This is a genomic window from Paraflavitalea devenefica (assembly GCF_011759375.1).
In the GTDB taxonomy this organism is placed as follows: domain Bacteria; phylum Bacteroidota; class Bacteroidia; order Chitinophagales; family Chitinophagaceae; genus Paraflavitalea; species Paraflavitalea devenefica.
Map to the genome: position 1 here is coordinate 575,309 of NZ_JAARML010000003.1, position 12,483 is coordinate 587,791.

General features: G+C 44.0%; 15 protein-coding genes and 5 tRNA genes. 18 read left to right on the top strand and 2 right to left on the bottom strand.

The window, feature by feature from the left end; all coding sequences use genetic code 11:
* Window positions 1-10 precede the first annotated feature (10 nt).
* On the bottom strand, window positions 11-607 hold the full coding sequence (locus HB364_RS20680; protein ID WP_167290226.1) for a riboflavin synthase: 597 nt from the start codon (window positions 605-607) through the stop codon (window positions 11-13).
* Between the two features lie 97 nt (window positions 608-704).
* On the opposite strand from HB364_RS20680, the gene rpsU reads away from it, so the two are divergent.
* The 14 genes from rpsU to nusG all read left to right on the top strand — a co-directional run bounded on the left by rpsU (window position 705) and on the right by nusG (window position 8,999).
* Window positions 705-902 (top strand): 30S ribosomal protein S21, encoded by a 198-nt coding sequence (gene rpsU, locus HB364_RS20685; protein WP_167290227.1) that lies wholly within the window; start codon window positions 705-707, stop codon window positions 900-902.
* A 127-nt stretch (window positions 903-1,029) separates the two neighbouring features.
* Window positions 1,030-2,532 (top strand): DUF6056 family protein, encoded by a 1,503-nt coding sequence (locus tag HB364_RS20690; RefSeq protein WP_167290228.1) that lies wholly within the window; start codon window positions 1,030-1,032, stop codon window positions 2,530-2,532.
* A 27-nt stretch (window positions 2,533-2,559) separates the two neighbouring features.
* Window positions 2,560-3,273 carry a glycosyltransferase gene (locus tag HB364_RS20695; protein WP_167290229.1) on the top strand — a complete coding sequence of 238 codons (714 nt, stop codon included), beginning with the start codon at window positions 2,560-2,562 and terminating at the stop codon, window positions 3,271-3,273.
* On the top strand, window positions 3,266-3,973 hold the full coding sequence (locus tag HB364_RS20700; protein ID WP_167290230.1) for a class I SAM-dependent methyltransferase: 708 nt from the start codon (window positions 3,266-3,268) through the stop codon (window positions 3,971-3,973). Before HB364_RS20695 ends, HB364_RS20700 begins: the two co-directional genes overlap by 8 nt.
* Before the next feature lie 3 nt (window positions 3,974-3,976).
* Window positions 3,977-4,885, top strand: a complete 909-nt coding sequence (locus HB364_RS20705) for a tyrosine-type recombinase/integrase (protein ID WP_167290231.1) — start codon at window positions 3,977-3,979, stop codon at window positions 4,883-4,885.
* Between the two features lie 295 nt (window positions 4,886-5,180).
* Window positions 5,181-5,480, top strand: coding sequence for an HPF/RaiA family ribosome-associated protein (locus HB364_RS20710; RefSeq protein WP_167290232.1), 300 nt, complete (start codon window positions 5,181-5,183; stop codon window positions 5,478-5,480).
* Between the two features lie 473 nt (window positions 5,481-5,953).
* A tRNA-Thr gene (locus tag HB364_RS20715) sits at window positions 5,954-6,029 on the top strand.
* A 79-nt stretch (window positions 6,030-6,108) separates the two neighbouring features.
* Window positions 6,109-6,191, top strand: a tRNA-Tyr gene (locus HB364_RS20720).
* Between the two features lie 90 nt (window positions 6,192-6,281).
* Window positions 6,282-6,354: transfer RNA gene (locus tag HB364_RS20725), tRNA-Gly, on the top strand.
* 81 nt (window positions 6,355-6,435) lie between these two features.
* Window positions 6,436-6,507: transfer RNA gene (locus HB364_RS20730), tRNA-Thr, on the top strand.
* A gap of 202 nt (window positions 6,508-6,709) precedes the next feature.
* Window positions 6,710-7,897: an elongation factor Tu gene (gene tuf / locus HB364_RS20735; RefSeq protein ID WP_167290233.1), complete on the top strand. Its 1,188-nt coding sequence runs from the start codon at window positions 6,710-6,712 to the stop codon at window positions 7,895-7,897.
* Window positions 7,898-8,064: 167 nt separating this feature from the next.
* Window positions 8,065-8,135: transfer RNA gene (locus HB364_RS20740), tRNA-Trp, on the top strand.
* Between the two features lie 100 nt (window positions 8,136-8,235).
* The gene (secE, locus tag HB364_RS20745) at window positions 8,236-8,430 is read left to right on the top strand and encodes a preprotein translocase subunit SecE (protein ID WP_167290234.1); all 195 of its coding nucleotides are present in this window, start codon (window positions 8,236-8,238) and stop codon (window positions 8,428-8,430) included.
* Window positions 8,430-8,999, top strand: coding sequence for a transcription termination/antitermination protein NusG (gene nusG, locus HB364_RS20750; protein ID WP_167290235.1), 570 nt, complete (start codon window positions 8,430-8,432; stop codon window positions 8,997-8,999). Before secE ends, nusG begins: the two co-directional genes overlap by 1 nt.
* A gap of 130 nt (window positions 9,000-9,129) precedes the next feature.
* Here nusG and HB364_RS32945 read toward each other — a convergent pair whose 3' ends face one another.
* Entirely contained in the window at window positions 9,130-9,576 is a 447-nt protein-coding gene (locus tag HB364_RS32945; RefSeq protein ID WP_208420030.1) for a hypothetical protein, read from the bottom strand.
* Between the two features lie 369 nt (window positions 9,577-9,945).
* On the opposite strand from HB364_RS32945, the gene rplK reads away from it, so the two are divergent.
* The 4 genes from rplK (at window position 9,946) to rplL (ending at window position 12,278) form a co-directional block, all read left to right on the top strand.
* Window positions 9,946-10,389, top strand: coding sequence for a 50S ribosomal protein L11 (gene rplK / locus HB364_RS20760; RefSeq protein ID WP_167290236.1), 444 nt, complete (start codon window positions 9,946-9,948; stop codon window positions 10,387-10,389).
* Window positions 10,390-10,440: 51 nt separating this feature from the next.
* Entirely contained in the window at window positions 10,441-11,133 is a 693-nt protein-coding gene (rplA, locus tag HB364_RS20765) for a 50S ribosomal protein L1 (RefSeq protein WP_167290237.1), read from the top strand.
* 68 nt (window positions 11,134-11,201) lie between these two features.
* Window positions 11,202-11,735 (top strand): 50S ribosomal protein L10, encoded by a 534-nt coding sequence (gene rplJ, locus HB364_RS20770; protein ID WP_167290238.1) that lies wholly within the window; start codon window positions 11,202-11,204, stop codon window positions 11,733-11,735.
* 141 nt (window positions 11,736-11,876) lie between these two features.
* A complete protein-coding gene (gene rplL, locus HB364_RS20775; RefSeq protein ID WP_449406436.1) occupies window positions 11,877-12,278 on the top strand; it encodes a 50S ribosomal protein L7/L12 in 402 nt (133 codons plus the stop codon).
* Window positions 12,279-12,483 lie beyond the last annotated feature (205 nt).

A 12,483-nucleotide genomic window follows, 5' to 3' on the forward strand; every position in this document is an offset into this window, starting at 1 on the left:
AAATTAAGGATCATTGTTCATTGCGCACCCGGAAAATACGGGAAACATATTTCCCGATCATGTCAAATTCAAGATTGACCCGGCTGCCTGGTATAATGCGTTGAATATCAGTATGCTCGAAAGTGTAAGGAATGATGGCTACGGAAAACTCATCGTGGGTAACCCCGAAAATGGTGAGACTGATGCCATTCAGGCTGATAGACCCTTTTTCTATTACCAGGGCGGCAAATGCCGGCGGGAACCTGAACCTGAATTCCCAGCTTCCGTCGCGGTCCTTTTTATCAATACACTCAGCGGTAGCGTCTACGTGCCCCTGCACGATATGGCCATCCAGCCTTCCCTGGAAAGACAGGCATCGCTCCAGGTTTACCAGGTCGCCGGTCTTCCAGCTTCCCAGGTTCGTCTTTTCCAGGGTCTCCGCAATGGCTGTCACCCGGTACTGGTCGCCTTTGATGGCTTCTACCGTCAAGCAGATCCCACTGTGGGAAACGCTTTGGTCTACTTTCAGCTCCCCGGTAATAGGGGAGGAGAGCCATAAAGTAAGATTGGTGCCTGCGGGTGAAATTTCCTCTATCCGGCCAGTGGCCTCTATAATGCCTGTAAACATGGTAACAAAAGTCGGTTTTTTAATAGTAATCTTGTTCTATTTCAGAATTTCTGTTATCTTTGCTGCCCCAAAAGCATTTTAAAGGAGGTATACAACTATGCTGATCATTGATTCAAAAGATTGCGAAAATATTGACAAAGCGCTCAAGAAGTACAAGAAGAAGTTTGAAAAAGCCAAGATCCTGTTGCAACTGAGAGAGCGTCAATCTTACACCAAGCCGTCTGTAAGGCGTCGTAACCAGGTGTTGAAAGCTGTCTATAAGCAAAAAATAGCCAGCGGTCAGATCGAAGGATAATTCATTCATTCTGAATAGTATATTGGAATAGCTGCAAAGTTCTTAGCTTTGTGGCTATTTTTTTGTGTATACGTAAATATTTAATATGAAGTGCAGGGTATTGGTATACGCTTAAACACCGGATCGGATGAAAAAACTAACATGGCTTACGGGATTACTGCTCCTTATTTTCCTTATCCTCATTGCCTGGCTCTGCTTTTTCCAGTTTCCGTCACAGGATGATTTTGCAGGCAGCTACCTGGAAAAGAAATATGGCCTGGGTGGGGCTATACAATGGTACCTGCGTGAAAAGAATGGACGATTCACCAGTATTCCTGTTTTTCTGACGATCAGCTCCTCAAAGTCTTTGCTAAGCCAATATGGCCTTCTTCTTCTTGGCTTTCTGATCACTACCTTTTGCTGCCTTTTTTTCTTTGTAAGGATATGTAGCAGGCGTTTGTTTGAACCTGTCCTGAATGGTCTGCAAATAGCTGGAATTTCGGCCATGATGTTGCTGGTATTTCTTGATACTGTACCTGAAGTATCCTCTTTTATTTACTGGGTGGCTACCAGTGTTACCTACCTGGTGCCATTTGCCTTTTTTTTACTGTTGATCTGCGCCTATTTTTCGTTGTTCAAAGCTCCACCCAAACGCAAATGGTTGCAGATGATCATCATTTGCGTGGCTACCTGCCTGCTGGGTGGTTGCAACGAAATCATGTTATTCTACGTTTGTGCCTTACCCTTTTTAATTGGTCTTACCATCCTTGGTTCGGGCAAGCGGGTTCCTGTGCAGATCATTGTTATCGCCATCCTGGCTATATTGCTGTTGATAGCGTCTGTGCTAATACCGGGCAACGACGCACGTGCGGGCCATTTTGTACAAAATCAATCCTGGGCCACGTCTGTAGCCGGCGCAACTTTCCGTACCTGGCAAACCGTACAGTGCATTTTCTCCAGTTCCTTGTTCTATCTGAGCTGCCTGGGTATTCTTATCGCTTCGGGTTATCTTAAGCCACCGGTCGTTGCCTGGTTTGCTTCCAAAAAAAGCAACTGGCTTGCAGAGACAGGTTGTGTAGTGGGAATGATATTTTGTTTTAATCTGGTGATAAGGCAGATAGGTGGCGAAATCGTTCCCCCACGTGCCACTAATATTATAGTCTGCATCAGCCTGCTGGGATTTTGGTGGATAATGCTGATGAATGCGGCCCGGATACAGCAGCTTCTACGTGTTATACATGACAACCGGCATCTGGTACTTCCTGTTTTTTCTTTGGCATACTGCCTTGCACTGATAGGGTCGGAATTTTCATCGCAGTTGATGAAGAACCTGGTGGAAGCCCCTTTACATGCTGCCGTATTGAAACAAAGAGAGGCCGTGATCTTTCGCGAAAAAGCCAATGGAAAGAATCTGGCAACTATAAAACCCTACCAGGAAGAAGTGGCGCTTCTCATTAAGGAAAAGTATAAGGATAAAGGCAATTTCGTTATGGATGAATTTACAATGCCTCCTTCCTTTTCTTATTTTCAAGACGAACCCAACAAGAAGGAATATGCTTATTTTTATGCTGAATACTATGGAATAGATACCATAGCGAGTACAAATGGCAAATTTGTAAGATGGGGCCTGTTGCGTAATAGTCGGAAATAAATTCCCGGAGAAATACTTTCCCTAAAGATGATCAGTATCGTATTGCCTGTTTATAATGAATGCAAGAGGCTGGAAGAGGGGTTACCCGACCTGATTACTGTATTGAAAGCTCAAAATATTGATTATGAGTTGATTATTGTTGATGATGGTTCTGAGTCCGGTGAGCGGATAGGGGAGATTGCCCGTCATCATACCTGTAGCTACATCCGGAATGAGCAGAATGCAGGAAAAGGGATGGCTGTTAAAAGAGGGGTGATGGCTGCTGCGGGCGATATCATCCTGTTCATGGACGGCGATTTCCCCTTCCACCTTTCCATCATTCATGAAATAATGGGTAAACTGCAAACGGAATATGTGGTCATTGGCGACAGGACTTTACCAGGGTCCCGGTTTCCCGATACGCTTAGCAGTTCCAGGAAATGGGGTAGCCGTATCCTTTCGTGGATCATCAGTAATTTGTATGTTAAAGGGATCAGGGATAGTCAATGCGGAATAAAAGGTTTCAGGGCCCCTATAGCGAAAGCAGTGTTTAGCAAGGCTACGCTTACCTCTTTTGCTTTTGATGTGGAAATATTGTTTATTACCAGGAAAAATAATTATCACATTGCAAGGCTCCCCGTTCATGTGTTTCCACAGCCAACCACTTCTGTGAAAGTAATGAAAGACGGACTGTTGATGTTACTTGGCCTGGTCAGGATCTTAATCAATGATCTAAGCGGAAAATATCGCATTGATGAATAGGAAATGGACAAACATTATCCGGTTTTTAATGGATGAATGTGTTCCTCCCATTATCAGGGACAACAAATGGTTCATGTATCCATTTTACTATTGGGCTTACAGGGGTAAGCATGTTACTACCCTGATGGATTTTAAGCAAAAGTATTTTGAATGGGACCCGGCACAATTGCAGCAATTCTATGAAAAGATCCATTCCATCTCATCCGACAGGCAAACTGATGTTTCCGCAAACGGTATCCGGATCATCATGGATCATTGCAGCGAACAGGTGGAATCGGTGCTGGATGTTGGCTGTGGAAAAGGTCACCTGCTTGGGCTAATAAAACAAGCTTATCCCGGAATAGAACTCCATGGGGCAGATTTCGTGACCAGGAAGTTACCTGAAAATATATCGTTTGTAATGGCAGAGGCGACCTGTTTGCCGTTTGCCGATAAGGCCTTTGACCTGGTTCTTTGTACGCACACTATTGAACATATTTATAAGGCCCGCGAATTGGTAAAAGAGCTTAAAAGGGTTGCCAGGAAAAAGATCATTATCATTACGCCGAAACAGCGTTATTTTTACTATACTTTGGATGAACATATTCTTTTTTTCCCTCAAAAGGAATTGTTGACGAATTTGGTAGAAATGGAAAAATATGACTGTTCAAACATTGAAGGGGACTGGGTATATATTGGCTATATGCCCGTAAAAAGCTAGATCATGGCAATAAGCGATCATAATGCCCTGGAAGCGTTCATAGCCTACCTCACCTTCGAAAAAAGGTATTCCCGGCACACTGTGCTGGCCTATCAGGATGATCTGCAGGAGTTTACCAAATTCCTGGCCGATCAATTTGAAATGGTAAACCCCGCCCTGACGGAGATCTCAGCCTCCATGATCAGGAGCTGGCTGGCCGCCCTGAAAGAAGAGAACAAGTCGGCTAGAACCATCAATCGTAAGATATCCTCCCTCAAGTCTTTCTTCAAATACCATTTACGGCGGGGCAACCTGGAAAAAACGCCCATGAGCAGTGTTACAGCCCCTAAGATCAGTAAAAAACTGCCGCAATATGTGGAACAGCAGGACATGAATACCCTGTTTAGCCACGTGGAATTTCCCGACACCTGGCGGGGGCATACCGACAGACTGCTCCTGTCCATTTTCTATAATACCGGCATGCGCCTGTCGGAGCTCGTAAACCTCCGGGAAAGCCAGGTAAATGCGGCCGGAAACACCCTGAAGATCCTGGGCAAAGGCAACAAGGAACGCCTGGTGCCGGTAAGCCCGGAATTAATAGCGTCCATACAAGGCTATATCAGCCGGAAAAGAAGCGAACTGAAAACGCCGGATACGACTTACCTGCTGGTAAATGAAAAAGGCAAAAAACTGGCGCCGAGGTCTGTATATCAGTCTGTAAATAACTGGCTGAAAACAGTTACCACGATCGATAAAAAGAGCCCGCACGTATTGCGCCATACCTTTGCTACCCACCTCATGAATAATGGCGCCGATATCAATGCTGTTAAAGAATTACTGGGGCATTCCAGCCTTGCTGCTACACAGATCTACACACACAACACCATCGAGAAGCTAAAGGATGTGTACAAAAAGGCACATCCCAAAGCATAAAGGCGTATCGATTTTGCACGGAATTTAGCAGATTGTTAACCAATACGATAAGTGTATAACAGACAATCGTTAAATCTGGGTTGTAAGTAAGTAAAGGGTGTAAAAAAAAATGCTGAAAACCATAACAACTTAATGGTGTAACACGTTATATTTTTAGTGCTGCAAACAGGAAATTTAATTTGGAAAGAAAAAGATGCTGTATTAACTTCATAGGAGTTAAAAAGCTCTCGCCTATGTAACAGTATTTACTCCTCAAGATCTTTATTTATTGTTCACAGTTTAAAATGCGATTGTTATGAACGTCAACATTCAGACCGTGCGTTTTACTCCCGATGTAAAACTGGTAGATTATGTTAACAAAAAACTTCAAAAACTCAACACTTTTCATGACCGCATTATCAAGGTAGATGTGTTTCTAAAGCTGGATAATGTAGTTCACAACATCAAAGATAAAATCGCAGAAATACGCGTCCAGATACCCCGGTACCAGTTCTTTGTAAAAGCATCCTCCAAGTCATTTGAAGAGTCTTTCGACAATGCGCTGGACTCCCTGGTAAACCAGGTCAAAAGAAAAAAAGAAAAGCAAGCAGCTTAAAAAAAAGATTGAAAGCTGCCCCGTACCCGGGGCAGCTTTTTTTATTATACTCCCTCCTCAGGTCCGTTCCGGGTTACAGGCCCCTGTTTGTTACCAGTGTATAATTTCTTTTCTGCTTATGGTGTTATGATTGCACCAAAGCAATATCTTGCGGCCCGAAATAAGGAAAGGGTGCAATTTGCCCTCTTAACCTATTGTTGAAGGAAAGGGCAGGAGTGAATGCAAAGGATTGAAAACAAGCAAAAAAAATTGGAGTCAAAGTTTTTGTATTTAACAAATTCGTTTACCTTTGCCTTCCCAAAAAATAAGCAGGGTACCGGTGAGTGTGCGGGAAGTTCTTTAGAATGTTGAATGTCAGGATATTTTACCAGCTTCAACAATCGTTTTACAGGCCACTTTAGCTCCGCTGGTAGAGCATCCCGATTGTATCGGGAAGGTCGCTGGTTCGATTAGAGTGCCTGAGAAGCAAAATTGCCACTTTAGCTCAGCTGGTAGAGCAACTGATTTGTAATCAGTAGGTCGTTGGTTCGATTCCGACAAGTGGCTCCAATAAAACCCGGATTGGGGTACGAAGCTGAAACAGTTGTAGCTTCGGATCTGATTGCAACCATTTCGGATTTTATAATAAGGGCAGATTCCAGAGCGGCCAAATGGGGCGGACTGTAAATCCGCTGTCTTTCGACTTCAGAGGTTCGAATCCTCTTCTGCCCACTTGCTCTTTGATCAGGAGCATTGAATATTGAAAATTGAGCATTTACAATGGCAATTTTTCAATATTCAATGTTCAGTTTTAAGCAACAAGCGGGAGTAGCTCATTTGGTAGAGCGATAGCCTTCCAAGCTATAGGTGGCGAGTTCGAGCCTCGTCTCCCGCTCTGAATTGATAAGTCATATCAAACAGGATCAAATGGTGTACCATTTGGCAGGTTTGATGCACTGACTTCAATGACTGAGAAGCCGTTGTAGCTCAGTGGTAGAGCACTTCCTTGGTAGGGAAGAGGTCGTGAGTTCGATTCTCACTAACGGCTCAGTTCTTTAAAAATTGTAAACAGGGGTCTTGATGAGCCGCCTGTCAAAACAAAGCTCATCCGGATCAGTGGAGAATGATCCCGTTTTGGCGGGAAAAGCAATTAGAATGTGCGTCGCACAAAATGCTTGTTAGCATAGCTGGTGCCGACTACATGATAAAAAACAAACATTGTAAAACCACACAACTAAAAACAGATAACGATGTCAAAAGAGACTTTTAAGAGGGATAAACCTCACGTTAACGTTGGTACCATTGGCCACATTGACCACGGTAAAACCACCCTTACTGCTGCTATCACTACCATCTTGTCTACAAGAGGTATGGCGCAGGCGAAAAAATATGATGAAATTGATGCCGCACCTGAAGAAAAAGAGCGTGGTATCACCATCAATACCGCACACGTGGAATACCAAACGGCCAATCGTCACTATGCCCACGTTGACTGTCCTGGTCACGCTGACTATGTGAAGAACATGATTACCGGTGCTGCCCAGATGGACGGCGCTATCCTGGTTGTGGCGGCTACAGACGGTCCTATGCCCCAAACAAAAGAGCACATCCTGCTGGCTCGTCAGGTAGGTGTTCCCCGTATGGTGGTTTTCATGAACAAAGTTGACCTGGTTGATGACCCCGAGTTACTCGAACTGGTGGAAATGGAAATTCGTGAACTGTTGACTTTCTATGGTTTCGACGGAGATAATACACCTATCATAAAAGGTTCTGCTACCGGCGCTCTGGCTGGTGAAGAAAAATGGGTAAAAGCTATCGACGAGCTGATGGAAGCTGTTGATACTTACATCCCGCTGCCTCCCCGTCCTGTTGATCAGCCGTTCCTGATGAGTGTGGAAGACGTATTCTCCATCACTGGTCGTGGTACTGTTGCTACTGGTCGTATCGAGCGTGGTCGTATTAAAGTAGGTGAAGCCATCGAGATCGTAGGTCTGATGGATGCTCCCCTGTCTTCTACTGTAACAGGTGTGGAAATGTTCCGCAAACTCCTGGATCAGGGTGAAGCTGGTGACAACGCTGGTCTGCTGTTACGTGGTATTGAAAAGAACCAAATTCGTCGTGGAATGGTACTGGTAAAACCAGGTTCTATCACTCCGCACACTGAATTCAAAGGCGAAGTTTACGTACTGAGCAAAGAAGAAGGTGGCCGTCACACGCCGTTCTTTAACAAATACCGTCCTCAGTTCTATTTCCGTACTACCGACGTAACTGGCGAGGTTGAATTACCTGCTGGTACTGAGATGGTAATGCCTGGCGATAACACTTCACTGACTGTGAAACTGATCCAACCCATCGCGATGGAGAAAGGTCTGAAATTCGCTATCCGTGAAGGTGGCCGTACAGTAGGTGCCGGTCAGGTTACTGATATCATAAAATAAGCACTGCTTTTCCCCTTTTAGGGGTTGAGTATGAAAGCTTAGACGTATATTTGCAAAGTACCTGAACCTTATGGTTCAGGTACTTTGTTCTAAAAAGGAAGTTCTTTACATAGCCCGTTTAAGCCCCTTATACACAAAGGGTTACAAAATCGGGATAAATTGAATACACGGGCATGGTGCAACGGTAGCATACGGGTCTCCAAAACCTTTGATCTGGGTTCGAATCCTAGTGCCCGTGCTAATAATTTGAGAATGAGTTAGTTTGAAAATTTGAAAATGGCGCTTGCCGGTCTTTTCATTTTCAAATTAGCAAATCTTCAAATTTTCAAATTGTTTATATGAACAAAGTAACAACCTACTTCCAGGAATCGTACAAGGAGTTGGTGGAAAAAGTAACCTGGCCTACCTGGGCGCAACTGCAGCAATCTACTATGATTGTGCTGGTGGCTACCCTGCTCATTACAGCCCTTGTGTGGGTAATGGACCTCGCTGCCCAAACCGGCCTTAATTTTATCTATTCATTATTCAAATAATGGAAAATCAAACTATTCAACAACAGGAAACTAAATGGTATGTGCTCCGCGTGGTGAGTGGAAAAGAGCGCAAGGTGAAGGAGTACCTGGATAAAGAGATTTCCCGTGGCGGATGGGGAGAGGTTGTAAAACAGGTTTTTCTTCCGGTAGAGAAAGTATACAAAGTACAGAACGGAAAAAAAGTAATGCGGGAAAGGAACTACTATCCCGGTTACGTGATGATCGAGGTAACAGAAGGAAAACTGTCCGACGATTTGCGCGAAGCCATCAAAAATACCACCAGTGTGATCCACTTCCTCGGTAAGGAAAATCCCATTGCGTTGCGTAAAGCCGAAGTCAATAAAATGCTCGGCAAAATGGATGAAATGGCAGAAGCCGGCGGTGTTAGCATGATCGAGCCATTCATCGTTGGTGAAACCATCAAGATCATCGAAGGACCATTCAACGACTTCAATGGTATTATTGAAGAGGTGAACGATGAGAAGAAGAAACTGAAAGTAACCGTAAAAATATTCGGCCGTTCTACGCCTGTTGAGCTCAACTACATGCAGGTAGAAAAACTAAGCTGATATTGCTACAACACATACCTGATTAAAAGCCACCATGCATATGGTGGCTTTTTTATTATCACACAATGGTGCAAAATAAAAAAGCCTTCCGGCATCAACAGGAAGGCTTACTTATTTTTACCGCGATAGCTTAACGATTATCGTCGTCATCACCTGTTGCAGGCTCATCAGTTGTTGGTTCCTCCATAACTGGTGTAGGCTCATCATATACAGGCTCGTCAATAATCACCGGAGCTGGTGCCGGGGCTTCCACTACCGGAGCGATCACTTTTTTAGGGGCTGATTTTTTCTTGGCTGCTTTTTTCTTCGCAGGTGCTTTCTTGGCTGGCGCCTTTTTAGCAGGTGCTTTCTTGGCAGCTTTTTTCGCAGCTTTCTTCACGGCCTTTTTGGCTGCTTTTTTAGGAGCTGCCTTCTTAGCTGCCTTTTTCTTGGGAGCTGCTTTCTTTTTAGGAGCCGCTTTTTTCTTGGTTACTTTTTTCAGTGCTTTTTTAGCTACTTTTTTGGCTGCCTTTTTCTTGGGGGCAGCCTTCTTTTTAGGAGCAGCTTTTTTAGCTGTTTTTTTCTTTGCTTTGGCCATAGTGTGATATATTTTTTGAGTTGTTCGTGAAAATATATTGCAGCAAGTTGCAATTCAATGCAAAAGCTACGTAGAAAAATTCAAAAAATAAAAATTCATAAGAAGTTTGCCCATTAGAAAACAGTGCGAATTGCAGAATCAGATACAGCTAACGGTAAAATAGACGCGCCCGGAACCCCTGTCTGGCATAACTTTGAGGCATTTCCACGGTACCAGAAAAAGATTTGTTTTTACCATATTTTTCATAACTTTGCGACCCCAATTATAAGTTCTTTATGGTCCCCGCTATACGGGGGTAGAGGAATTTGGGAGACCAAGTATTGGCAATCCAGCCGAAAAAGGTCGTTTGAACCAATAAATCAAAGTAAAATGGCTAAAGAAATTACCGGCTTCGTAAAGCTACAGGCAAAAGGTGGTCAGGCCAATCCGGCGCCTCCTATCGGACCTGCCTTGGGTTCCAAAGGTATCAATATCATGGAATTCTGTAAGCAGTTCAACGCCCGTACGCAAGACAAAATAGGAAAAGTGCTTCCTGTTTTAATCACTGTTTACTCCGACAAGTCTTTCGACTTCGTTATCAAGACTCCTCCCGCTGCTGTTCAGTTATTGGAAGCTGCCAAGCTGCAAAGTGGTTCTAAAGAACCTAACCGCAATAAGGTAGGTAAAGTGAACTGGAACCAGGTTGAGGCTATTGCCAAAGACAAAATGCCCGACCTGAATTGTTTTACCCTGGAAAGTGCTATGAAAATGGTGGCTGGTACAGCCCGTAGCATGGGACTTACAGTGGATGGTAAAGCTCCCTGGGAAAATTAAATCTTCACAGTCTTCGCATCCTTGCGGGGGCTTCCTTAAAACTGAATGACAATGGGAATCGCTAAAAAAAGAAAAGCGGTAGACGCTAAAATAGATAAAAACAAAGTGTATTCACTCAAAGAAGCATCTACGATCGTGAAAGATGTGAATACTACCAAATTTGATGCTTCTGTAGACCTGCACATCCGTTTGGGAGTAGATCCCAAAAAGGCCGACCAGGCTATCCGTGGTACCGTTACCCTACCCCATGGCACCGGTAAAACAAAACGTGTACTGGTATTATGCAATCCTGATAAAGAAGCCGATGCAAGATCAGCCGGTGCTGACTTTGTAGGCCTGGATGAATTCATACAAAAAATTGAAGGTGGCTGGGTAGATGTAGATGTGATCGTAGCTACTCCTTCCGTGATGCCCAAGATTGGTAAACTGGGTAAAATACTGGGTCCCCGTAACCTGATGCCAAACCCCAAAACAGGTACAGTTACCAACGATGTAGCTGCTGCTGTAAATGAGGTGAAAGGTGGTAAAATTGCCTTCAAGGTAGATAAAGCAGGTATTATCCATGCTTCTATCGGCCGGGTAAGCTTCAGCCCCGAAAAGATTGCTGCGAACAGCCTGGAGCTGATCAACGCCATCATCAAGGCTAAGCCATCTTCTGCAAAAGGTACCTACTTGAGAAGCATATTCATGGCTAGTACCATGAGTCCTTCTATTCCAGTAGAAACCAAATCTTTAATGAACTAAAATTTGTAACGCGTTCATGGGCTATCCGTAAGGGAAGCTGACAGCGAAAACATCAAAAAATTTGCGTTATGACCAAGCAAGAAAAAAATGAAGTAATTGATGCGTTGAAGGAGAAATTCTCTCAATACAACAACTTCTACATTACCAATACAGAATCTCTCACCGTTGCGCAGGTTGGTAAACTGCGTCGTATTTGTTTCGATAAGAATGTCGAAATGAAAGTGGCTAAGAACACCCTCATCAAAAAAGCACTCGAAAGCCTGGACGAAAAACGTTACTCCGGTGTATTCGAATCTTTGAACGGTGTTACCGCCATCATGTTCAGTGAAAATGCCAAAGAACCAGCCCTTATCATCTCCGATTTCCGCAAAGCAGGAAAGAAAGATGAAACAAGGCCCGTATTGAAAGCTGCGTTCATTGATGGTGATGTATTTGCAGGTGATGATCAACTGAAGGTACTGACTGCTCTGAAAAGCAAAAACGACCTTATCGGCGAAATCATCGGCTTACTGCAATCTCCTGCGAAGAACGTTATCAGCGGCCTGAATGCCGGCGGCAAACTGGCCAGCCTGGTAAAAGCGCTGGAGGACAGGGCTCAGTAATTGTATTTAGCAGCCAAAGGCTAATAGCCTAATACCTAACAGCTAATGGCTCCAAATAACACCCAAGTCTTCGGGTATAAGTGAAGACAAATTATATTACCTCCGCCGGAGTGAGGGCTTTAAAATGTAAGAGCCTGATCCATGAAGGCGGTTATTAAAAAATGTAAAATGGCAGACTTAAAATCATTTGCAGAACAGTTGGTTAACCTGACTGTAAAAGAAGTTAACGAATTAGCTAAGATCCTGAAAGATGAGTACGGTATCGAGCCTGCTGCTGCTGCAGTAGCTGTTGCTGGTCCTGCCGGCGCTGCTGCTCCTGCTGCTGAAGAAAAGACTTCTTTCAACGTTATCCTGAAAAATGGTGGCGCTAACAAACTGAACGTAGTTAAGATCGTTAAAGATCTGACTGGTCTCGGTCTGAAAGAAGCTAAAGATCTGGTAGACGGCGCTCCCAAGCCTGTTAAAGAAGGCGTAAGCAAAGCTGATGCTGAAGCACTGGTTGCTAAGCTGAAAGAAGCAGGTGCTGATGTTGAAATCGCTTAATCAGGTTTCTGCTCACATAATTACCCCGGTCATCGACCGGGGTTTTTTATTGCCCATCCTCTCCAAATTCATTGCCATTCTGCTTTGTTGCCTCGCTGCCTTCCTAATATAACGGTTTCGTAAACTTATTTTGCAAAATCGGTTTAGTTGCTTAATATTGAATGCACTCTCCCCAATCTTTATTACCGTGTGAACTCCTGATCGT

Bases quoted from the DNA above. Each gene is read 5' to 3' on its own strand.
- HB364_RS20680 (WP_167290226.1), bottom strand. From the start codon at position 607: ATGTTTACAGGCATTATAGAGGCCACTGGCCGGATAGAGGAAATTTCA.
- HB364_RS20690 (WP_167290228.1), top strand. From the start codon at position 1,030: ATGAAAAAACTAACATGGCTTACGGGATTACTGCTCCTTATTTTCCTT.
- nusG (WP_167290235.1), top strand. From the start codon at position 8,430: ATGGAAAATCAAACTATTCAACAACAGGAAACTAAATGGTATGTGCTC.
- rplK (WP_167290236.1), top strand. From the start codon at position 9,946: ATGGCTAAAGAAATTACCGGCTTCGTAAAGCTACAGGCAAAAGGTGGT.
- rpsU (WP_167290227.1), top strand. From the start codon at position 705: ATGCTGATCATTGATTCAAAAGATTGCGAAAATATTGACAAAGCGCTC.
- secE (WP_167290234.1), top strand. From the start codon at position 8,236: ATGAACAAAGTAACAACCTACTTCCAGGAATCGTACAAGGAGTTGGTG.
- HB364_RS20705 (WP_167290231.1), top strand. From the start codon at position 3,977: ATGGCAATAAGCGATCATAATGCCCTGGAAGCGTTCATAGCCTACCTC.
- HB364_RS20710 (WP_167290232.1), top strand. From the start codon at position 5,181: ATGAACGTCAACATTCAGACCGTGCGTTTTACTCCCGATGTAAAACTG.
- rplA (WP_167290237.1), top strand. From the start codon at position 10,441: ATGGGAATCGCTAAAAAAAGAAAAGCGGTAGACGCTAAAATAGATAAA.
- HB364_RS20700 (WP_167290230.1), top strand. From the start codon at position 3,266: ATGAATAGGAAATGGACAAACATTATCCGGTTTTTAATGGATGAATGT.
- HB364_RS32945 (WP_208420030.1), bottom strand. From the start codon at position 9,576: ATGGCCAAAGCAAAGAAAAAAACAGCTAAAAAAGCTGCTCCTAAAAAG.
- HB364_RS20695 (WP_167290229.1), top strand. From the start codon at position 2,560: ATGATCAGTATCGTATTGCCTGTTTATAATGAATGCAAGAGGCTGGAA.
- tuf (WP_167290233.1), top strand. From the start codon at position 6,710: ATGTCAAAAGAGACTTTTAAGAGGGATAAACCTCACGTTAACGTTGGT.
- rplL (WP_449406436.1), top strand. From the start codon at position 11,877: ATGAAGGCGGTTATTAAAAAATGTAAAATGGCAGACTTAAAATCATTT.
- rplJ (WP_167290238.1), top strand. From the start codon at position 11,202: ATGACCAAGCAAGAAAAAAATGAAGTAATTGATGCGTTGAAGGAGAAA.